This is a genomic window from Brachybacterium avium (assembly GCF_002216795.1).
In the GTDB taxonomy this organism is placed as follows: Bacteria; Actinomycetota; Actinomycetes; order Actinomycetales; family Dermabacteraceae; genus Brachybacterium; species Brachybacterium avium.
Genome location: NZ_CP022316.1, coordinates 1,317,941 through 1,338,606 on the forward strand (window position 1 = coordinate 1,317,941; position 20,666 = coordinate 1,338,606).

Below are 20,666 nucleotides of genomic sequence, written 5' to 3' on the forward strand. Positions count from 1 at the left end.
CGCGAGCATGCGGGGTCAGGGCAGGGCAGGGCAGGAGCGCTTTGGGGTCGAGCACGCTGCGGCCGGGCGGGTGCACTGCCACCCCGGGATCACAGCACTGAGGCGAGGAAGCCTTGCAGCCGCTCGGACTCGGGGTGGTCGATGACCTGCTCGGGGGTGCCGCGTTCGAGGATGCGGCCCTCGTCCATGAACACCACCTGGTCGGCGACCTCGCGGGCGAAGCCCATCTCATGGGTGACCACGACCATGGTCATGCCGTCGGCCGCGAGGTCCTTGAGCACGGCGAGCACCTCGGAGACCAGCTCCGGGTCCAGGGCGCTGGTCGGCTCATCGAAGAGCATCAGCTCGGGGTCCATCGCCAGCGCCCGCGCGATCGCGACCCGCTGCTGCTGCCCGCCGGAGAGCTCCGAGGGGTAGTGGTCTGCGCGTTCGGCCAGGCCCACCCGTTCCAGCAGGGTGCGTGCCTTCTGCTCAGCGGCGGCCTTGGGCAGCCCGCGCACCTGCACAGGCGCCTCCATCACGTTGCCGAGCGCCGTGAGGTGCGGGAACAGGTGGAAGCGCTGGAAGACCATGCCGATGCGGGAGCGCTGGGCGGCGATCTGGGCGGAGGGAAGCTTCTGCCAGCGACCGTCGGGCAGCGGATCGCTCTGGTAGCCCTGCACCTCGCCGTCGATGAGGACGCGCCCGGCAGTGGGCTCCTCGAGCTGATTGATGCAGCGCAGCAGGGTGGACTTGCCGGAGCCGGAGGGACCCACCAGCACGGCCACCTCGCCGGCGCGCACGGTGAGGTCGCAGGCCTTCAGCACGTGCAGGTCACCGAAGGACTTGTGGACCGCCTCGACCTCGATGACGGGACGGGGCGGGGTGGCGGGAGTCCAGTCGGTGCCGGGCACGGGGTTCTCAGGGGTCTGGGTCATCACAGCTCCACCTCGGGGAGCGGGTCGTTCGGGGTGGTGCCGGCGCGGTTCACGGCGGCCTGGCGGGAGCGTCCGCCACGGCCGGTGGTCGGGGTGCGGGCGTCGAAGCCGCGCCCGAAGTACTTCTCGAGGTAGTACTGGCCCACCATCAGCACGCTGGTGATCGCGAGGTACCACAGCGCCGCGACGATCAGCAGCGGGATGGGGGTGAACAGCTTGTTGGCGATGCCGTTGGTGGCGAAGGTGAGGTCGAGGGTGAAGGGCACCGCGAGCACCAGCGAGGTGGTCTTCAGCATGCCGATGGTCTCGTTGCCCAGCGGCGGCACGATCACCCGCATGGCCTGCGGGACGATGATGCGGCGCAGGATCGTCCCGTTGCTCATGCCCAGTGCCTTCGACGCCTCGGACTGGCCCCGGTCCACGGAGTTCAGCCCGGAACGGATGATCTCGGCGAGGTAGGCGCCCTCGTTCAGGCCCAGGCCGATCACTGCGGCCCAGAACGCGGTGAGCAGGTCACGGGTGGAGAAGCTCAGCAGCTCGGGCCCAAAGGGCACGCCGATCACGATCTTGGGGACGATCACGGTGAACAGCCCCCAGAACACCAGCTGGGTGTACACCGGGATGCCGCGGAACACGAAGATGTACGCCCAGCTCACGCCGCGCAGCACCGGGTTGTCGCTGCGGCGCATGATCGCGGCGGTCAGCGCCACGGCGGTGCCCAGCACCATCGACAGCACCGTCAGCAGCAGCGTCCAGCCGACACCCTGGATCACCTTGACGTCCAGCAGGTAGGTGGCCACGGTGCCCCACTCCAGCACCGGGTTGGTCACCAGGAACCAGACCAGGCCGAGGGCCAGCACGGCCACGACGACGGCGGAGATCCAGGTGCCCGGGCGGGAGGCGGCCCGGGCGCGGATGGGGGTGAATCCGTCCGCGGGAGGCGGCGGTCCCGTCGGCGCGGGGGCGGGGGTCTGGGTGGTGCTCACGGCTGGGGGTTCACTTCCGAGGTCGGGATCATGCCGGCGTCATTGCCCCATGCAGCGAGGATGCGCTCCATGTGGCCGGAGTCGATGAGGTGCTGGAGGGCGGCGCGCAGCGCCTCGGCCAGCTCGGGCTGGTCCTTGGCGACGACGATGCCGTTCAGGGCGGATTCCTCGATCTCGCCGATCGCCTCGAGGGTGCCGCGGGAGCGGGCGATGGCGTAGGCGGTGACCGGGGAGTCGGCCATCAGGATGTCGCCCTTGCCGCCGGCGACGTTGGTGGCGGCGTCGGAGTTCGAGGTGTAGGCGAGCAGGTCGTAGGCGGACTGGTCGATCTCGCGGCACTCCGCCGAGCGCTCGATCGACAGCTCCTCCTGGTACGTGCCCACCTGCAGGGCGACCCGCTTGCCGCAGAGGTCCCCGGGATCGATGTCATAGGGATTGCCCGTCTTGACGGCGTAGGAGATCCCGGCCTGGAAGTAGGAGACCATGCTGACGGCCTCGAGCCGCTCCTCGTTGACGGTGAAGCTCGAGATGCCGAGGTCATAGGTGGAGCCGACGGCGGGGATGATCTGCGCGAACACCGCCGCCTCGGTGCGGGTGGCCAGCCCCAGCACCGCACCGATCGCGGCGAGGATGTCGATGTCGTAACCGACTGCCTCGCCGCTGGAGCCGACGAACTCGCCCGGCGCGTAGTTCAGAGCGGCACCGTTGATCAGCTCTCCGCGCTCGCGGATCGCTGCGGGGACCAGGGCAGCGATCTCCGGGACCTCGGCGATATCCGACAGGTCCACCTCGGGCACGGTGTTCGACTCGGCATCCAGGCGCTCGGAGGCGCGGGTGCACGAAGCGAGCGACGGGGCGAGCAGCCCCGTGGCCAGGGCCAGAGGTGCGGCCCGCAGCAGGGTGCGGCGGCGAGGGCGATACGACATCACCGATGAATACTATTCACGGCCTTGCATGGAAACAAGTTGCTGTCGTGTGCTTCACCGACGGCCCCGTCGCGCCCGGCCTCAGCCGTCCAGCGCGATCCCGCCGGTCGTCGTCGCCGCCTCTTCCTCAGCGTCGATGTCCACCGCCGCGCCCTCGAACTGCGAGCGGTACAGCCGGGCATAGGCCCCGCCGAGCGCGAGCAGCTCGTCGTGATCGCCCTGCTCGACGATGTCCCCGTCCTCCATCACCAGGATCAGATCCGCATCGCGGATGGTGGACAGGCGGTGGGCGATGACGAAGCTGGTGCGGCCCGCACGCAGGCGGTTCATCGCGTTCTGGACCAGCACCTCGGTACGGGTGTCCACGCTCGAGGTGGCCTCGTCGAGGATCAGCAGGTTGGGCTGGGCGAGGAAGGCGCGAGCGATGGTCATCAGCTGCTTCTCACCGGCGGACAGCGAGGACTCGTCGTCGTCCACGATCGTGTCGTAACCATCAGGCAGCTGGCGGGCGAAGTCGTCGACGTGGGTGGCGCGGGCCGCCTCGATGACCTCCTCGTCGGTCGCATCCAGGCGGCCGTAGCGGATGTTCTCCATGAGGCTGCCCTTGAACAGCCAGGTGTCCTGGAGGACCATCCCGGTGCGCTCGCGCAGCTGGGCGCGGGTCAGGTCGCGGATGTCGATCCCGTCGATCGTGATCCGGCCGCCGTCGACCTCGTAGAACCGCATCACCAGGTTCACCAGAGTGGTCTTGCCGGCCCCGTCGGCCCCACGATCGCGACGGTGTGGCCGGGGTCCGCGACCAGCGAGAGATCGCGGATCAGCTCGCGCTCGGGAGTGTAGGAGAAGCGCACGTGCTCGAACTCGACGCGGCCCTCGCGGATGCCCGCCGCGGCGGTGTCGACGGTGGTCTCGGGCTCCTGCTCCTCGGCGTCCAGCAGCTCGAAGACCCGCTCGGCGCTGGCCACGCCGGACTGCAGCATGGTCGCCATCGAGGCGACCTGGGACAGCGGCTGGGTGAACTGGCGGGAGTACTGGATGAAGGCCTGCACGTCGCCGAGGGTGAGCTGGCCGGAGACGATCCGCAGCCCGCCCACGATCGCGACGGCGACGTAGGACAGGTTCCCCACGAACATCATCAGCGGCATGATCAGGGAGGAGACGAACTGGGCACCGAAGGTGGCGCGGAACAGGGTCTCGTTGCGCTCCTCGAAGCGGGCGGCGACCTCGTCGCGGCGGCCGAAGACGGTCACCAGGGCGTGGCCGGTGTACGCCTCCTCCACCTCGGAGTTCACCACGCCGGTGGCGTCCCACTGCTGGGCGAACAGCTTCTGCGCGCGCTTGCCGACGAAGCCCGTGACCACCAGCGCCACCGGGATCACGGCGAGCGCGATCAGGGACAGCTGCCAGGAGATCGTCAGCATCATGACCAGCACGCCGAACACCATCAGGATCGAGTTCACCAGGCCCGTGACGGTGTTCATCAGCGTGTTCTGGATGTTGTCGATGTCGTTGGTGACACGGGAGAGGATCTCCCCGCGCTTCATCCGGTCGAAGTAGGCCAGCGGCAGCCGGTGCAGCTTCTCCTCCACCTCGCGGCGCAGGCGCGAGACCATGCGGTAGATGATGCGGTTCAGTGCGACGCCCTGGATCCACATCAGCAGCGCGGAGACGGCGAAGAGGCCGACGGCCAGGGCCAGGGTCTGGTGCAGCGCGGTGAAGTCGATGCCCTGGCCGGGGGTGAGGACCATCCCCGAGAGCATGTCCGCGAACTGGTCCTTGCCCTCTGCCCGCAGCTGCGCGATGACTGCGTCCGGGGAGGCGTCCGCCGGCAGGCTCTTCGAGATCAGACCGGTGAAGATGATGTCGGTGGCACGGCCGAGGATGCGCGGGCCCACCACGCTGAACGCCACCGAGACGACGCCGACCAGGATCGCGGCCAGCAGGTAGAAGCGCTCGGGACCGATCTCGCGCACCAGGCGCTTGGTGGAGGGCCAGAAATTGCGCGCGCTCTGGCCAGGGCGCAGCCCGCGGGCGGCGTCCTTCTCGGCGGCGATCTCCGAGGCGGTCGAGGCCTCGTCCCCGGCGGGGGTCGCGGGGGTCTGGGAGCCGATCGGCGGCGCCTGCTCCTCCGGGCCCTGGACGTCGGGGCCGGGGGCGTCGTTCTTCGCAGCATTCATCACGCCACCTCCTCCTCGACGCCCTGCGAGCGGACGATCTCCTGATACGTCTCCGAGCTCTCGAGCAGCTCGGCATGGGTGCCCTGGGCGACGACGCGACCGTTGTCCAGCACCAGGATCAGGTCCGCCCCGGTGATGGTCGAGACCCGCTGGGCGACGATCAGCATCAGCGCTTCGCGGGTCTCCGGGACCAGCGCCGCGCGCAGCCGCGCATCGGTGGTGAGGTCCAGTGCGCTGAAGGAGTCGTCGAACAGGTACAGCGAGGGCTTCGCGGCCAGGGCCCGGGCGATGCACAGCCGCTGCCGCTGACCGCCGGAGACGTTGGTGCCGCCCTGGGCGATCGGGGACTCCAGCTCGGTGGGCATCGCGGCGACGAAGTCACGGCCCTGGGCGACGGTCAGCGCATGCCACAGCTCCTGCTCGTCGGCCGAGGGGTTGCCGAACCGCAGGTTCGAGGCGATGGTGCCGGAGAACAGGTAGGGCCGCTGCGGGACCAGGCCCACCCGGTCCCAGAGCACCCGGGCGTCGAGGTCGCGCACATCGTGCCCGTTCAGCAGCACCCTCCCCTCGCTCGCGTCCATCAGACGCGGCACCAGGTTGATCAGGGTGGTCTTGCCGGCGCCGGTGCCGCCGATGATCGCGACACTCTGCCCGGCGCGGGCGGAGAAGGAGATGTTCTCCAGCACCGGGCGCTCGGCGCCCGGATAGGTGAAGGACACGTCCTCGAAGGTGAGCTCGATCGGTCCCTCGAGGTCGCGGACGCCGTCGGTGCGCTGGTGGACGCTGGTCTCGGTGTCGAGCACCTCCCAGATGCGCTCGGCGGAGACCATCGCGCGGGGGATCATCATCGTCATGAAGGTCGCCATCATCACCGCGATGAGGATCTGCATCAGGTAGGCGATGAAGGCGGTGATCGAGCCGATCTCCATCTGGCCCGCATCGATGCGGGGCGCGGCCACCAGCAGCACCATCACGCTGGAGACGTTCAGGATGAACATGATGATCGGGTTGATGAGGATCATCAGCAGGCCGATGCGGCGGTTGAGATCCGTGAGCTGGCCGTTGACCACCGCGTACCGCTCGCGCTCGCGGTCCTCGCGCACGAAGGCGCGCAGCACGCGGATGCCGGTGATCTGCTCGCGCAGCACGGAGTTGATGTCGTCGATCTTCCCCTGCATCTGCTTGAACAGCGGTGCCGCCCGAACGATCAGGATGCCGACGGCCACCAGCATCACCGGCACCATCACGGCGATCAGCCAAGCCATCCCCGGCTCCACCCGCAGCGCCAGGATCACCCCGCCGATCCCGGTCACCGGAGCCTGGACCAGCATGTTCAGCGAGAAGAAGACCAGCATCTGCACCTGCTGGACGTCATTCGTGGAGCGGGTGATCAGCGAGGGGGTGCCGAACTCGGCGAGCTCGCGCGGGGAGAAGGAGGCGACCTGGGAGAACACGGTGGAGCGCAGGTCCTTGCCGACCCGCATCGCGGAACGGGCTGCGAAGAAGTTCGCCGCGACCAGCGCGATGATGTTGCCGAAGGAGATGACCAGCATCAGCCGGCCCAACTGCCAGATCACCGGGATGTCGGCCTTGGCGACGCCGTCGTCGATGATGTCGGCGTTCAGGGTGGGCAGGTAGAGAGCGGCCAGCACGCCGACGATCTGGAAGAGCACCACCAGGAGCACCCAGATCCAGTACGGCTTGAGGGCTCTGAGCACCAGGCGCAGCAGGGTCACGAGCTTCCTTCCGAGAGGCCGCCGACCGGGACTCGGCCGAGCGACCCGGGAAGCATAGACTTCCGGACCCCTGTTCGGCATCCGACTTCGGTCTGATCCGCGCACGGCAGAACCCGTCGGCGGCGCGTGGCGGCAGTGCTCGGCGGCAGCGCGTGGCGGTGACCACGTCCGCCGGGGCTCCCCAGAGCTCGTCGTCTACCGTGGGCCGGGTGAACCGTCCCGTCCAACGCCTCGTCGTCATCGCGCTCGCGCTCCTGCTGGTGGTCCCCCTCGGGGTGATGGGGATCGGTCAGCTGCTGGGCCCGCGCGGCGGGGACCAGGCCACGGAGAGCTCGGCGGTCGAGAACCCGGAGAACCGGCCGACGGCGGACCCCGCCGAGCAGCCGCCCCGCCCCGAGCTGCCCCGGCCGGAGGAACCGGCAGGTCTCACCACGCAGAGCGCCGAGGGCGCCCAGGCGACGCTCACGTATCTGCTGGACTCCTACGACTTCATGATGAGCAGCGGCGACACCTCCGTGTGGGAGGACTCCGTGGACCCCAACTGCCAGGTGTGCATGCGCTTCCTGGACAACGCCCAGGTGCTCGGTGAGCAGGGCGGCTATCTGGTCGGCGGGGCCTTCGAGGTGCATTCGACGACGTTCTCCGGCAACGGTGAGCCGCCGGCGACCGGCACCGTGGTCGCCCAGTTCACGCAGGAGGAGTCCATCCTGGTGGATGACCCGCACCTGCAGGCGAACCAGCTGGCCTCCGTCACCGGCCAACTGATCGCCACTGTCGCCTGGGACGGCGAGCGCTGGCGCGTCACCGACATGACCATCGCCCCGCCGGAGGGCGCGGCTCCCTCCGACGGCGGCGGCGCAGGCGACGCAGGTGGCGCGGGCGACGGGGGCAGCGCGGGCGACGGGGGCAGCGCGACGGGCTGAGGAAGCCCCGCTCCTCCCACCCTGTCTCAGCTGTCGCCACGCCCTGCTGATCGCGACAGTTGAAGCAGTCTCGATCTGCGCGGCCCAGCTCATCCTGTCTCAGCTGTCGCCACGCCGGTCGCGCCACGACAGCTGAAGCAGTCTCGCTCCGCCCCTCCCGCCGACGCGACGCTCGGGATCGCTCGTCCATACCTCCAGCGAGTTCAGCATCCGCAGCCGGCCTCGCTCAGCCCGGGCATGGATCCGCGACTGCTCCTCCCCAATCAGCTGTTGTGGATGGCGACGGTGCGATGGTCGGGGGCGGCAGCATCCTGAGCACATGCCCTCTCCACCAGCCCCGCTCCCGGACACCGTGCCGTGGCGTGTCTTCACTCGGGCCGAGGCGCTTCGGGCGGGAGTGTCTGCCGAGCGTCTGCGCCGCAGTGATCTCAGGAGACTCCGCCCCGGGCTGCTCGCGCGCACGGGATGGGGGTTCACCGAGAGCGACATCGCCGCAGCGATCTGCCGGACTGATCCGGGCGCTGTCGTGGTCGGCGCCTCCGCAGCCAGGATGCAGCGCATCCCTCTTCCCCAGGACGAGGATTCCTGGACCCCGGAGGTCCCAGTGCAGATCGCGATCCCGGGCGGGCGCCGGGGCTCCGATGACGTGGTGCGGTGGCGCGGCCCGGTCCTGCATGACGGTGAGGTCCGCTCCACCCGGTACCGGCTCCCTGTCACCCCCGACGGTGCAGCGCTTCCCCTCGCTCCCATGCGGCTGACCACCCGTGCCCGGACCTGGCGCGATCTGGCACCGTCGCTCTCACACAGCTGGCTGGTCGTGGTCGCGGATCATCTGGTGCGCCGGCCGCGCCCGCAGCTCGAGCACGGCCGGGACGCGCCCTGGTGCACTCTCGAGGAGCTCGACCGCGCATGCACCGGACGTCGCGCGGGAGCACTGCGCCGCGCCCTCGAGCAGGTGCGCATCGGTGCCGACTCCCCGCAGGAGACCCTGCTGCGCCTGGCCCTCGTCAAGGCAGGACTGCCCGAGCCCGCCCTCAACGTGCCGCTGATCGGGGCGGACGGTCTCCCCCGCCACGAGCCGGACTTCCTCTGGCCCCAGTACCGGGTGTGCGCCGAATACGAGGGCAAGCACCATAACGAGCCCGCCCAGATCGAGCGAGACATCGCGCGGGCCCGCCGGGTGGCAAGTGCCGGTTGGACGGAGGTGCGGCTGTCGGCACGGGACACCCGTCACGACTGCGCCGACGCCGTCCGCGTCGTCCGCGAAGCTCTGAGCGCACGAGGCTGGGGCTCCTCGGCCGACGCCCCGCCGCACCTGCGCCCGCTCGGGACCGATGACGCGCCCCGGCGCCCGTGACACCGCGCCTCCGCTCGAGACGCAGCAGGATGCATCGAGAGCCTTCGAGACGGTCTGAGCTGTCGCCATGAGCCGGGCATGCCGACAGCTCAGACCGCCTGCCCAGCCCACGGCCAGCAATCAGCAGCCTCGCAACCCGACCAGGCTCTGGCGCGCGGCGCGGTACAGGAACAGGTCCGTGCGGTACGGGACCCCGACGAGGTCGCCGGGCGCATGGCCGAGGTGCTCATGGAGGTACCAGTCGAGGTTCGCGAGCACCTTCGCGCGGCGCTCCTCGGGCGCGGTGATGACATAGCTGCGGGTGCGGGCGAGGTCGATGAGGTCGCCGGTGGGCATCGGGTCCTCCCACTGGTGCACGCTGCGTGCGGTGAGCTCGAGCTCGGGGCCGACGGTGGGGGTGAAGTCCTCACGGTGGATGTCCCCGGCGTGCATGATCCGGGAGAGGCGGTGCACCCACGGGATCGTCACGTCCAGCATGTTCCACACCAGCGCGAGCACCCCGCCCGGCGCCAGCAGCCGCGCCGCTTCGGCCGAGGCCGTGGCCGCGTCGAACCAGTGCCAGGCCTGAGCGACGGTGACCAGCTCGGCGGAGCCGGCGGGCAGCCCGGTCGCCTCGGCCGGCGCGAGGTGGGTGGCGAGCGCTGCGGCCGGCGAGGTGGCGAGCGCGGCGGCCGGCGAGGCGGTGCCCGATGGGGTGGGGAGCGACGCCCCACCCCGCCGCGCGGTCTCGAGCATCGCGGCGCTGGTGTCCACCGCGGTGACGGACAAGCCCCGCTCGGCGAGCGCCCAGGACAGCTTCCCCGTCCCCGCCCCGAGGTCGATCGCCCGACCCTCGCCACCGGCCGCCCTCGCCGGCATCTGCGCGAGCATCGCCTCGAGCACGGCGCCCGGATACCCCGGCCGCAGCCGGTCGTAGTCCTCGCCCTGCTCCTGGAAGGCGGCGGCGAGGGCGTTCTTGCGCTCACGGTCGCGGAACCGCGGCTCATCGCGCGAGGAGATCGGAGGGACCGGTGGGTGCAGGGGGTCGGCGGCCCCGCTCGCCCCGTCCGTGCCGTTCACCGTGCGCTGCGGTGGGCGACCCAGGAGCGGTGCAGCCCGGCGTAGATGCCGCCGGCGAGGTCGACCAGCTCGTCGTGGGTGCCGTGCTCGACCAGGTCGCCGCCGTCCAGCACCATGATCCGGTCGGCCCGTTCGGCGGTGGAGAGCCGGTGGGCGATGGTGATCGTGGTGCGCCCGCGGGCGAGGCCGTCGATCGCCTGCTGCAGGCGCACATCTGCGGCGGGGTCCACGGCGCTGGTGGCCTCGTCGAGCACGATGATGTCCGGGTCGGCGAGGTAGGCGCGGGCCAGCGCCACCAGCTGCCGCTCCCCCGCGCTGAGGGATTCGCCGCGCTGGCCGACGGGGGTGTCCAGGCCCTCGGGCAGCTCCTGGACCCAGGTGCCCAGGCCCAGCTCGTCGAGGGCCCGGCTCATCTCCGCCTCGCTCGCGCCGGGCTCTCCGTAGTCCAGGTTCCCGCCGATGGTGGTGTCGAAGAGGAAGCCCTCCTGCGGCACCATGATCACCCGCGAGCGCAGGGACTCGTAGGGGATCAGGTGCAGCGGGATCCCGCCGATGAGGATCTCGCCGGAGGCGGGATCCATCATGCGGGTCAGCAGCTTGGCGAAGGTGGTCTTGCCGCTGCCGGTCTCGCCCACGATCGCGATGCGGGAGCGGGCGGGCAGGTCCACGCTGAGGCCGTGCAGCACCTCGGGGCCGGTCGGGTAGGAGTAGCGCAGCTCGCGGATCTCGATGTCCAGCAGACCCTCGGGCAGGTCCCTCGCGCCGGGGACCGGATCGTCCCGTCGGCCGGTGTGGGGGTCGATGGCGCCGGCGGGGTCGGCGACGTCGGCCGGGGTGTCGAGCACGCCGAGCACGCGCCGCCAGCCGGCCACTGCGTTCTGGGCCTGCATCAGCATCTCGATGCCCATCCGCACCGGCTGGCTGAACAGGGAGACGAGGAAGACGAAGGCGATCACGCCGCCGGCGGTGAGGTCGCTGCCGGGCAGGGAGATGCCCAGTGCTCCGGTGCCCAGCACGATGCCGACCACGACCACGATGGCGGTGGCGAGCCCGTCGGCCGTCTCCGAGAGGAAGAAGGAGGCGGATTGCGGCTTCAGCACGGAGAACTGGGCGTCGCGCACGTCGCGGACGCGGGCGGTCTGGGTGCCGCGGGTGCGGGCCTCGATGCCGTAGGCGCGCACGGTCGCGGAGCCGACGAGGGCCTCGGAGACGGAGCCGAGCATACGGCCCACCTCGGTGCGCACCAGCTGGAACCGGGCCCGGATCCGGCGCTGCAGCGTGCCCATGACCAGGAGGATCGGGATGTAGCAGAGCCACACCACGATCGCCAGCGGCCAGGAGTAGAAGAGCATCACGGCGGTGGCGAGGACGAGCTGCATGCTCATCACCACCAGCATGATGCCGCCGAAGCTCATGAACTGGCTGACGGTGTCGACATCGCTGGTCACGCGCGAGACGAGCGCGCCGCGCTGCTCGGTGCCCTGGGTGAGCAGGGACAGGTCGTGGATGTGGCGGAAGGCGCGCTTGCGCAGGGTAGCCAGGGACGTCTCGGCCAGGCGGAACAGGCGCCGGTTCATGACGATGTTGCACACCGCGGTGCTCAGCAGCACCAGCGCGGCGAGCCCTGCGGCCGCGGCGACGAAGGCGATGTCGGGGGTCTCGGGCTCGATGATGCCGCGGTCGAGGATGGCCTGGACCGAGATCGGGACCACCACCTTGCCGGCGGTGGCGATGACCGCGAGCAGGATCGTGATCCACAGGCCCTGCAGGGCGTTCGGGGTGAGCGCGAGGCCGCGCCGCACGGTGTGCAGCGCGGATTCCTCGGTGGTGGCCTCGGCGCCGAGGGCCGAGGACTCGGTCTTCGCGGGGGCGGCGGGGGCGGCGGTCATCGGTCCTCCTCCTGGTCGTCCTGCGGGCTGTCGTCCTGGCAGTGGTCGACCATGCCGTTGTCGTCCTCGTAGCGGAAGCGGCTGGAGCTGTGGTGCTCGCGCGCATCGGCGACGGTGCGGGCGCGCGCGGCGGGCACGGCGACCGACGGGTCGGGGCCGTCGCTGGGCTGCGGCCCGGAGGACTCCAGCAGGTTGTGGCTGATCGCGGCCTCGTCGTAGGCGTCGACCAGCGAGCGGTAGCCCTCGCTGCGCCCGCGCAGCTCCTCATGCGTGCCGGCGGCTTCGACGCGGCCGTGGTCGAGGAAGACGACCTGGTCGGCGAGCGAGATGGTGGATTTGCGGTAGGCGATCAGCAGCAGCGTGGAGGCGGTCATCTCGCGGCGGATCCCGTCGAGGATCGCCAGCTCCACGCTGGGGTCGCAGGCGCTGGTGGCGTCGTCCAGGATCAGCAGCCGTGGCCGACGGGCGAGCGCCCGGGCGAGCGCGATGCGCTGGCGCTGGCCGCCGGAGAGCGAGCCGCCCCGCTCCCCCAGCTCGGTGTCCAGGCCGTCCGGCAGGGCGTCGACGAAGTCCTCGGCCTGGGCGACGCGCAGCGCCCAGCGGACGGTGGCCTCGTCGATGTCGTCCCCGAGGGTGACGTTCCAGCGCACCGTCTCGTCGAACACGAAGGCCTGCTGCAGCACCAGGGCGACGTCGTCGGTGAGGGCGTCGGCCGTGAGGGAGCGCAGGTCCGCGCCGTCCAGGCGCACCGCGCCGGAGGTGGGGTGGACGAGACCCGCGGCGACCAGGGCGAGGGTGGACTTGCCGGAGCCGGTGGCGCCGACGACGGCGAGCACCCGGGTGCCGGTGCGCGGGTCGGCCCGCAGGCTGACGCCGTGCAGGGCGTGCCCTTCGCGCACCTGCAGGTCGGTGCTGCGGGTCTCGCGGCCGAGGATCACCTGGGCGGGGTCGTCGAGGTAGACGAAGGTGACCTCGTCCAGGGTGAGCACCCCGGGGCCCTCGGGCAGCGGGTCGGGGCCGTAGGTGCGCTCCTCGGTGACGTCGAGGATCTGCTGGACGCGGCCGCCGCCGACGACGGTCCGGGAGAGGTCGCCGAGCACCCAGCCGAAGGAGCGGATCGGCAGGGACATCAGCGTGAACAGGTAGGCGACCTCGACCAGCTGGCCGGTGGTGAGGTGGCCGTCGCCGATGCGCCAGGCGCCGAGCACGGCGACGGCGAGGATGCCGAGGTTGGGCAGGGCGTCGATCAGCGGGTCGAACCAGCCGCGCACATAGCCGAAGCGGATGCCCGCCTCGCGCAGATCATCTGCCGCGCGGTTGAAGCGCTCCTCCTCGATGTCCTCGCGGCCCAGGGACTTCACCACGTTGGCGCCGTCGAAGGACTCGTGGGCGATCTCGGCGACCTCGGCGCGCAGCTGCTGGGAGCGCATGGCGATCGGGGTCGCGAAGCGCTGCAGCAGCACGTTGAGGATGATCAGCAGCACGATCAGCGCGAGCATGACCAGCAGGATCACCGGGTCGATGCGGGCCACGACCACGGTCGCGTAGACCAGCATCACGATGGTGGACAGCGCGAAGGGGAAGGGCGCCATCGCGAAGAATGTCGCCTCGACGTCGGCGTAGACGGAGCTGAGCAGGGTGCCGGTGGCCTGGCGGCGGTGCCACAGCAGCGGCACCTTCGCGTAGACCGCGGCGATCCGTTCGCGATACAGGCCGAACAGCTCGAACTGGGTGGCGGCGGCGAACACGCGGCGGGCCATCACGGTGACGGCGCGGGCCACGGCGATGCCGAGGATCGCCAGGCCGCCGCCGATCAGCAGTGCCGGGGTCGCCTCGCCACGCTGGAAGGACGGCACGATCACCTGTTCGGTGACCCGGCCGATCACGGCGGAGGTCGCGATCTGCAGCAGCGCGAAAGCGGTCGCCCCGAGCACCGCGAGGGCGAACCATCGCCGCTGCTCCCAGGAGCCCTTCAGCAGGCGCTTCAGGCCCGGCACCAGCACGGCGGGGTGCTGGCGCGCGGACAGTGCCGGAGCGGCGGGGGCGGCGGCCGGTGCGGTGGAGCGGCGGGGACGGGAGGGGGCGGCGGTGCGGGTCATGCGGTCACGAAGTGGACGAGGACGGCGACCGCGAAGGTGATCGTGGAGAGCATAGCGAGGGAGAACTCGATGAGGATGCCCGTGCCGAGGGCCTTCATCGCGATCCAGGCGGAGGTGAAGCCCTTCCTCCAGTCCTGCTGCCGCAGCGCTTCACAGATGTACAGGCCCAGCAGGAACCCGAGCGGCAGGCCCACGAACGGGATCACGAAGATGCCGACGATGCCGGAGGCGATCGCGACATAGATCGGCCACATCGGCACCTCGGCCGCATGCAGCCGACGGCCGGTGAGGACATAGCTGGTGGTCATGCCGATCGCGCCGAGGAGCAGCACGATCGAGAACATCACCCAGCCGGTCCAGCCGCCGATCACGATCGCCCACACCAGAGAGGCGATGACGATGGTGATGGTGCCGGGCAGCACCGGGACCACGATCCCGCTCAGGCCCACCGCATAGGCGAGGCCGACCAGGACGGTCACGATGATCTGGACGGTGAGTGAGTCCACGGGTCCTCCGGGAGGCGCGGGGTGGGCGGTGGCCGGCGCGCCTCGGCAGGCGGCGTGAGCGTTCACGACGAGGATGCAGGGCGGCGGCAGTGCAGGGCGACGACCCCGGATCGGGGCCGGGTCCATCCTATCGGGCGGGTGGCGGGGAGGTCAGAGCAGGTTGACCAGCACCACGAAGGTGGCGGTGCCCAGGCCCACGCTGAGCACGGTGCGCCGCCCGCCCAGCAGGTGCACCACGGCCGTCACCACGGTGGCGATGGCGGCGGGGACCAGTCGGTCGGGGCCCGCCTCGAGCGAGGTGCGCAGGGTGGAGACGGTGAGGATCGCGAGGATCCCCACGGGCATCCACAGCGCCATGGTCGCCACGGCGCGGGAGTCCCGCAGCGGCTGCAGGATGACGAAGGGCGCCGCCCGCAGCGCGAAGGTGATGGCGAAGCCGATGCCCATGACGGCCAGGAGGTACCCGGTCTCAGGCATGACGGCGCTCCCGGTGGCGCTGGAGCTGGTAGCGGCCCAGCAGCAGCGCCACGAAGACCAGCAGGCCCAGGAACAGCGCCGAGCCCGGGGCCACCACGGCGGCGGAGGCGTACGCGAGCCCGGCCAGCAGCAGCGAGGGGATCTGCCGGCGGGAGCGGCAGGCGTCCAGGGTGAGGGTGATGAACAGTGCGCACAGCGCGTACTCGAGGCCCTCGATCCGGCCGGGCAGGAAGGAGGCGATCGCGACGCCGACGATCCCGCCGCCCACCCAGTAGCTGTGGAACGAGGCCTGCAGCGCCAGCAGGCGGAAGCGGTTCCAGGTGCCCGGGCTCGCGGCCGTGACCGCGTAGGCCTCGTCGATCAGGGCGTAGAGGGAGTAGAAGCGGGCCAGCGGATGGCGCACCACCCGCAGCGGGAAGGAGAAGGCGTAGAAGACGTGGCGGAAGTTCACCAGCAGGATCGTCAGCGCGATCGTGGCCAGCGGCGTCCCCACCACCATCAGCCCCACCAGCAGCAGCTCGACGGAGCCGGCGAACAGGGCGATCGACAGCCCCGGCGCGACCCACCACGGCAGGCCCGTCTGCATGACCAGCACACCGAAGGCGACGCCGAGCGGGAACATGCCCAGACCCGCCGCGAAGGACAGGCGCACGCCGGTGGCGATCTCGGTGCGGGGCGTCGAGTCGGCGGGAAGGGCGGGATGGGCGGGAAGGTCTCCGACCGGCGGGGCCGGCACGGGCATCGCGGCGGCATCCGTCGCAGCAGCACTCCTCAGATCAGTCACGACCGCAATCATTCCAGGTTGCGCTCCATTCGCGATTGCGCAGCTCCCCGCCGTGAACACCTATGATGCAACATATGGACCTTGACGACATCGATCGCGCAATAATCGACCACCTCCGCACAGACGGACGGCTCTCGAACGTCGCCCTCGCCGAGAAGGTGCACCTCACGCCCGGTCCCTGCCTGCGCCGCGTCCAGCGCCTCGAGGCCGAGGGAGTGATCCTGGGATACACCGCGCAGGTGGATCCCGCAGCCCTCGACCAGGGCTTCGCGGTGTTCCTCGATGTGGAGCTGACCGCCTACGACCGGGGCACCGTGGAGGGGTTCGAGTCCTCGATGCGGGCCTTCACCGAGGTGGTCGAGCTGTATCGGCTGTTCGGTGCGCCGGACTACTTCGTGCGCGTCGCCGTCGCGGATCTCGAGGCGTACGAGCACTTCCTCACCGAGCAGGTGATCACCCTGCCCGGGGTCTCGCGCGTCGCCTCGCGCTTCGCGATGAAGGTGCTTAAGAGCCAGGGCCCGGCGCCGGTCACTGCGCGGAGGCGCTGAACCGCCGGAGACACTGCGAGGCACTGCGCCAGCGGGGCACTGGTCGCATCCAGCCCGGAACCGTACGGTACCGGTGTGAATGAGCTGCTGCGGCTGGCCCTGGTGGGCATCGCGGGCGGCCTCGGCCTGTTCGCGGTGATCCTGCTGCCCGCGATGTGGCTGCAGCGTCGCCGCTTCGGCCGGGCGCGCCCGTCGCGGCTGGCGGGCGTAGCGGCGATCTGCGTGTATACGATGTCGCTGGCGGGGCTCACCATCGCCCCGGCCTACGACGTGGCGGTGACCTGCCGCAGCCGCTCGGGCGGGGCGCTGCGGCTGGACCCCTTCCATACGGCGGCCGAGGTGCTGGGCATGCAGCGCGGCGGAGCCGGTCTGCTGGAGCTGGCCACGAGCTTCCCGGTGCTGCAGCTCCTGCTGAACATGGCGCTGTTCCTGCCGCTGGGGCTGATCCTGCGCGGGGTGTTCCGACTGGACGCCACGACCTCGCTGGCGCTGGCGGTGCTGCTGTCGGCGCTGATCGAGATCACGCAGTTCACCGGCGCGTTCGGGCTCTATCCGTGCGGGGTGCGGATCGCAGATATCGAGGACCTGCTGGCCAATTCGCTCGGCGCCTGGATCGGGGCGCTGCTCGCCCCGCTGCTGGCCCGCTGGGGTGTGCCGCTGTTCGCCCGGGAGGACCATCACCGCGGACCCGGGGGCGGGCCCGAGAGCCGCAGCGGGGTCGAGGACCTGTTCCGTCGGTGGTTCTGAGGCGGAGCAGTCACCCTCGGCGCGGCCGCGATATTCCCGCGAAGAATCCCTCGACAGAATCGCGTCACACAAAAGCAAAAATGCGACATTCCATCGCATTGACCCACGCAACCGATAAATAGTGACGATCGCGCCATAACGCACATATTTTCTGCATCAACCGCCATCGAGAACTGGGCGTCGGCACCCCAGCCTGCAATTCCGACCTCGCCCCGACTCTCCGAAGTAAGTCTTGATTACTTCTTTCGATGCCTGATCTTCTGACGGGGTTCACCCCTAAGGAGAATCTGTCAATGAAGACACCATCCATCGGCCGTCGCGGTTTCCTCGCCGGCGGAACCCTCGCCGCCGCAGCCGGCACCCTGCCCTTCACCCTGCCCGGAGCGACGCCCGCAGCCATGGCGGCGCCGCAGGACGGCCTCGAGGAGGAGCTCGCCTCCCTCGATGCGCCCATCTACCTGCTCGAGACCTTCGTGCCGGACTCCTTCAGCACCGATGCGGGCAGCAGCCTGGAGATCTCGGCCACCCATGGCAAGGTCGGCTCCCACTCGCTGCAGTGGGACCACGAGCCCGGGGCGCGGATGCGCATCAACGGGGACATCGGGTACACCCCGCGCAGCAGCGGCAATATGGACCACTTCTCGGCGTGGGTATACAACGAGACCCCGACCGATGACGTCCTGCGGTTCGAGTTCGGCCGCGGCGCGGAGGTCGATGCCTATCTCGACTTCCATCTGGACTTCACCGGATGGCGCACCTTCTGGCTCCGGTACGACAAGGACGTGCAGGGCGAGGCGCAGGCCGGCCTGGATCGGATCTCGCTCCGCGCCCCGTCGACGGCCGGGACGCTCTGGATCGATCAGGTGGTCACGAACATGACCATGCGCGGCGACCTCGGCCACTCGGATATGCAGGTCCCGGACACCTACCCCGAGCTCGAGTCCAACAGCAACTTCCACTGGATGGGGGTGCTGGAGTTCTGGCACCAGCGCACGGATCCGGGCTTCGACAGCAGCGACGTCACCCCGGCCGAGATCGAGGACGCCAAGCTGGTGTACGACCGGCTGCTGGAGCGTCAGCGCGAGAACCGCGACTACGACTCGGCCGCCCTGGACGTCTTTGAGGCGAACCTGGACGGGTATGACATCCCCGAGCTCGCCGACCCCGACGCCATGGGCGCCGCTCTGCGGCCGGCCCGCCCCGGCGCGTTCATCCTGGACAAGCAGACGGAGATCATCCCCAGCTCCTACCGGGCCGCGGTCGAGGAGTTCGCCGACACCATCCAGCTGCGGAAGGTGTGGGACGAGACCGGCCAGCCGCTCGCCCAGGCCTACGACTGCGCGCGACGCGCCGGCGATGAGGACGCGGCCGAGCGCGCCGGCGGGCTGCTCCTGCGCATCCTGGCGCACCTGGATGACCAGGGCTGGGCCGCCGGGTCCGGGCAGGGATCGCTGCACCACGTCGGCTACCAGTTCCGTTCATGGGTGAAGTCGCTGCTGATGATGGAGCCTCTGCTGCGAGAGCGCGAGCTCTGGGGCCAGGTCGGCTCGACGCTGGAATGGATCGCCGGCACCGGTCGACTGCTGAACGACTTCACGCGGAAGCGCGACCGGTCCGGCATGGCGGACGTCATGAACACGTACACGGAGGGCCTGCTCTCGACGTGCTTCGCCCCCGGGTCGTGGGAGGAGCGGGTGGGCCGCCTGCGGGCGTTCAAGAGCTGGAACGACCACGTCTTCAGCTACTCCCACGGCACCAACGGCGGCTTCAAGCCCGACGGGTCGCTGTACCACCACGTCGGCCCCTATCCGCTGTACGGCCGGGACGGCCTGGTCGGCACCACCCCGGTCGCCACGGACGTCGCGGGCACCGCCTTCGCGCTGGACCCCTCCGCCCAGGAGGTGCTCAAGCAGGGGCTGCACCACCAGCTGATCCTGGCGAACGTGCTGGACTACCCGCTGAGCCAGACCGGGCGCCAGCAGACCGGCACCAACGGCATCGCCGCCCTGATCGAACCCTTCGCACGCACCGGGCTGACCCGGCTCGACGGCGCTCCCGGGTACGACGAGGAGCAGGCGGCGCTGTTCCTGTACCTGCTGCCGCCGGACCCCGCGGACTGGTCGGCCTTCCAGACCGAGACGCGTCAGCTGTTCCTGGAGGCGGGGATCGAGGAGGCCTCACCCCCGAACGGGTACTGGGCGCTGCCCTACGCCTCCACCGGCCTGCGGCGCGAGGGCAGCTGGTCGGTCACCATGCGCACCCACAACCGGTACATCTGGGCGACGGAGATCTACACGAACAACAACTCCTACGGCCGGTACCAGACCTACGGCCAGCTCACCGTCTTCGCGGACACCGATGACGAGGACTACGTCACGATGCTCGAGAACGGGGTGACCCAGCCGGGCTACGACTGGCGCTTCATCCCCGGCGCCACCACCAAGACCATCCCCTTCGAGCAGCTGAAGCAGCCGCTGTCGGGCAGGACCACGAGCCTGGCGCTGACCGACTCGCGCTTCGGCGGCTCCGGTGTGCTGCAGGACAAGGCGGTCGTGGTCGGGATGGAGCTGCGCGAGCACCCGTACTACGACTACTCGCACACCGCACGGATCTCGGCGCTGATGGTCGGTGACCGGGTGATCGCGCTCGGCTCGGGGATCAACAACGACGATGCCGACTTCCCCACCCGGACCACGCTGTACCAGGCCTCCCCGGAGCTGATGAGCGCTCCTCAGGAGGTGCGGTCAGGGAAGAACTGGGTCACCGATCCGACGGGCAACGGGTACGTCGTGCTCGAGGGGCCGGGCATCACGCACACCCTGGCCGAGCAGACCACTCCGGACCAGACCAGCAAGAAGGAGGGAACTTTGCTGATGGCCCTGGGGTACCTGGACCACGGCACCTCTCCGGATGATGCGGGGTACGCCTACACCCTGCTGGTCCAGGGTGGTGCGGAGGCGACCGAGGCGCTGGCGCAGTCGATGAGCGGCGAGGACGCCCCGGTCTCGATCCTGCAGCGGGACCGCACCGCGCATGTGGTGACCGATGCCGCCTCGCAGATCACCGCGCATGTGGTGTTCGAGCCGGAGACCGCGCTGGCCGACGGCTCGGTGGTGCGTTCCATCGACCGCCAGGCGATGGTGCTGACCCACCCCTCCGGTGACGGCCGGGCCACCGAGTTCTCCGTGACCGACCCCGACCTGCACCTGTACGAGGGGCGGGACGAGTCGGCGTACGACGAGGACGGCACCTTCCTGGGCAACCAGAACCCCTACGAGGCTGAGTGGAGGTATCAGGAGAGCCTGAAGACCGAGACCACTCTCGTGCTCGAGGGCCGCTGGCGAGTCCGCCACGCCCGTGTAGCACGGGAGCTGGGCCTGTCGCTCACGATGCTCTCCTCCGGCGATACCGCGGTCACTCTCAGCACCCAGCACGGCAAGAGCGTGGAGTTCTCGCTCATCCAGACGGCGAACCCGCCGGGCAACGACAAGTGAGAAGCATCGGCTCCAGCGGCTGAGGCTGGTGCAGTCGCCGA

Annotated in this window: 15 protein-coding genes and 1 pseudogene; 5 read left to right on the plus strand and 11 right to left on the minus strand. The window is 70.3% G+C overall.

Going from position 1 to position 20,666, the window contains the following annotated elements; translation table 11 throughout:
• Positions 1 to 89: 89 nt before the first annotated feature.
• From CFK39_RS06045 to CFK39_RS06065, 5 genes and pseudogenes are all read right to left on the minus strand, one after another.
• A complete protein-coding gene (locus CFK39_RS06045; RefSeq protein ID WP_089064707.1) occupies positions 90 to 917 on the minus strand; it encodes an amino acid ABC transporter ATP-binding protein in 828 nt (275 codons plus the stop codon).
• Positions 917 to 1,903, minus strand: a complete 987-nt coding sequence (locus CFK39_RS06050) for an amino acid ABC transporter permease (protein WP_089064708.1) — start codon at positions 1,901 to 1,903, stop codon at positions 917 to 919. Before CFK39_RS06050 ends, CFK39_RS06045 begins: the two co-directional genes overlap by 1 nt.
• Complete coding sequence (locus tag CFK39_RS06055) at positions 1,900 to 2,829, minus strand: ABC transporter substrate-binding protein (RefSeq protein ID WP_245822997.1); 930 nt, start codon at positions 2,827 to 2,829, stop codon at positions 1,900 to 1,902. The genes CFK39_RS06050 and CFK39_RS06055 overlap by 4 nt, the downstream gene beginning before the upstream one ends.
• Before the next feature lie 81 nt (positions 2,830 to 2,910).
• Positions 2,911 to 5,006: pseudogene (locus tag CFK39_RS06060) on the minus strand (ABC transporter ATP-binding protein).
• The gene (locus CFK39_RS06065) at positions 5,006 to 6,742 is read right to left on the minus strand and encodes an ABC transporter ATP-binding protein (protein ID WP_089064710.1); all 1,737 of its coding nucleotides are present in this window, start codon (positions 6,740 to 6,742) and stop codon (positions 5,006 to 5,008) included. Before CFK39_RS06065 ends, CFK39_RS06060 begins: the two are co-directional and overlap by 1 nt.
• 209 nt (positions 6,743 to 6,951) lie before the next feature.
• Between CFK39_RS06065 and CFK39_RS06070 the strand changes: the two genes are divergently transcribed.
• Both CFK39_RS06070 and CFK39_RS06075 read left to right on the plus strand, forming a co-directional pair.
• Complete coding sequence (locus tag CFK39_RS06070) at positions 6,952 to 7,665, plus strand: DUF6318 family protein (RefSeq protein ID WP_089064711.1); 714 nt, start codon at positions 6,952 to 6,954, stop codon at positions 7,663 to 7,665.
• Between the two features lie 319 nt (positions 7,666 to 7,984).
• Positions 7,985 to 9,022, plus strand: a complete 1,038-nt coding sequence (locus CFK39_RS06075; protein WP_177348987.1) for an endonuclease domain-containing protein — start codon at positions 7,985 to 7,987, stop codon at positions 9,020 to 9,022.
• Between the two features lie 120 nt (positions 9,023 to 9,142).
• Here the strand turns inward: CFK39_RS06075 and CFK39_RS06080 are convergent, their stop codons facing one another.
• The 6 genes from CFK39_RS06080 to CFK39_RS06105 form a co-directional block, all read right to left on the minus strand.
• Positions 9,143 to 10,081 carry a class I SAM-dependent methyltransferase gene (locus tag CFK39_RS06080; protein WP_157697082.1) on the minus strand — a complete coding sequence of 313 codons (939 nt, stop codon included), beginning with the start codon at positions 10,079 to 10,081 and terminating at the stop codon, positions 9,143 to 9,145.
• Entirely contained in the window at positions 10,078 to 11,970 is a 1,893-nt protein-coding gene (locus tag CFK39_RS06085; RefSeq protein ID WP_089064712.1) for an ABC transporter ATP-binding protein, read from the minus strand. Before CFK39_RS06085 ends, CFK39_RS06080 begins: the two co-directional genes overlap by 4 nt.
• Entirely contained in the window at positions 11,967 to 14,069 is a 2,103-nt protein-coding gene (locus tag CFK39_RS06090) for an ABC transporter ATP-binding protein (protein WP_089064713.1), read from the minus strand. Before CFK39_RS06090 ends, CFK39_RS06085 begins: the two co-directional genes overlap by 4 nt.
• Positions 14,066 to 14,575, minus strand: a complete 510-nt coding sequence (locus CFK39_RS06095; protein WP_245822943.1) for a DUF456 domain-containing protein — start codon at positions 14,573 to 14,575, stop codon at positions 14,066 to 14,068. Before CFK39_RS06095 ends, CFK39_RS06090 begins: the two co-directional genes overlap by 4 nt.
• Positions 14,576 to 14,725: 150 nt before the next feature.
• Positions 14,726 to 15,052, minus strand: coding sequence for a branched-chain amino acid transporter permease (locus CFK39_RS06100; protein WP_089064715.1), 327 nt, complete (start codon positions 15,050 to 15,052; stop codon positions 14,726 to 14,728).
• Positions 15,045 to 15,836, minus strand: a complete 792-nt coding sequence (locus CFK39_RS06105) for an AzlC family ABC transporter permease (protein WP_275094138.1) — start codon at positions 15,834 to 15,836, stop codon at positions 15,045 to 15,047. Before CFK39_RS06105 ends, CFK39_RS06100 begins: the two co-directional genes overlap by 8 nt.
• A 74-nt stretch (positions 15,837 to 15,910) precedes the next feature.
• On the opposite strand from CFK39_RS06105, the gene CFK39_RS06110 reads away from it, so the two are divergent.
• The 3 genes from CFK39_RS06110 (at position 15,911) to CFK39_RS06120 (ending at position 20,625) form a co-directional block, all read left to right on the plus strand.
• Positions 15,911 to 16,384: an Lrp/AsnC family transcriptional regulator gene (locus CFK39_RS06110; protein ID WP_172805645.1), complete on the plus strand. Its 474-nt coding sequence runs from the start codon at positions 15,911 to 15,913 to the stop codon at positions 16,382 to 16,384.
• A 75-nt stretch (positions 16,385 to 16,459) separates the two neighbouring features.
• Positions 16,460 to 17,131 carry a VanZ family protein gene (locus tag CFK39_RS06115; RefSeq protein ID WP_089064717.1) on the plus strand — a complete coding sequence of 224 codons (672 nt, stop codon included), beginning with the start codon at positions 16,460 to 16,462 and terminating at the stop codon, positions 17,129 to 17,131.
• A 293-nt stretch (positions 17,132 to 17,424) separates the two neighbouring features.
• Entirely contained in the window at positions 17,425 to 20,625 is a 3,201-nt protein-coding gene (locus CFK39_RS06120; RefSeq protein ID WP_172805646.1) for a chondroitinase family polysaccharide lyase, read from the plus strand.
• The last annotated feature ends 41 nt before the right edge of the window (positions 20,626 to 20,666 follow it).

Bases quoted from the DNA above. Each gene is read 5' to 3' on its own strand.
- CFK39_RS06055 (WP_245822997.1), bottom strand. From the start codon at position 2,829: ATGTCGTATCGCCCTCGCCGCCGCACCCTGCTGCGGGCCGCACCTCTG.
- CFK39_RS06075 (WP_177348987.1), top strand. From the start codon at position 7,985: ATGCCCTCTCCACCAGCCCCGCTCCCGGACACCGTGCCGTGGCGTGTC.
- CFK39_RS06100 (WP_089064715.1), bottom strand. From the start codon at position 15,052: ATGCCTGAGACCGGGTACCTCCTGGCCGTCATGGGCATCGGCTTCGCC.
- CFK39_RS06120 (WP_172805646.1), top strand. From the start codon at position 17,425: ATGAAGACACCATCCATCGGCCGTCGCGGTTTCCTCGCCGGCGGAACC.
- CFK39_RS06110 (WP_172805645.1), top strand. From the start codon at position 15,911: ATGGACCTTGACGACATCGATCGCGCAATAATCGACCACCTCCGCACA.
- CFK39_RS06045 (WP_089064707.1), bottom strand. From the start codon at position 917: ATGACCCAGACCCCTGAGAACCCCGTGCCCGGCACCGACTGGACTCCC.
- CFK39_RS06085 (WP_089064712.1), bottom strand. From the start codon at position 11,970: ATGACCGCCGCCCCCGCCGCCCCCGCGAAGACCGAGTCCTCGGCCCTC.
- CFK39_RS06090 (WP_089064713.1), bottom strand. From the start codon at position 14,069: ATGACCCGCACCGCCGCCCCCTCCCGTCCCCGCCGCTCCACCGCACCG.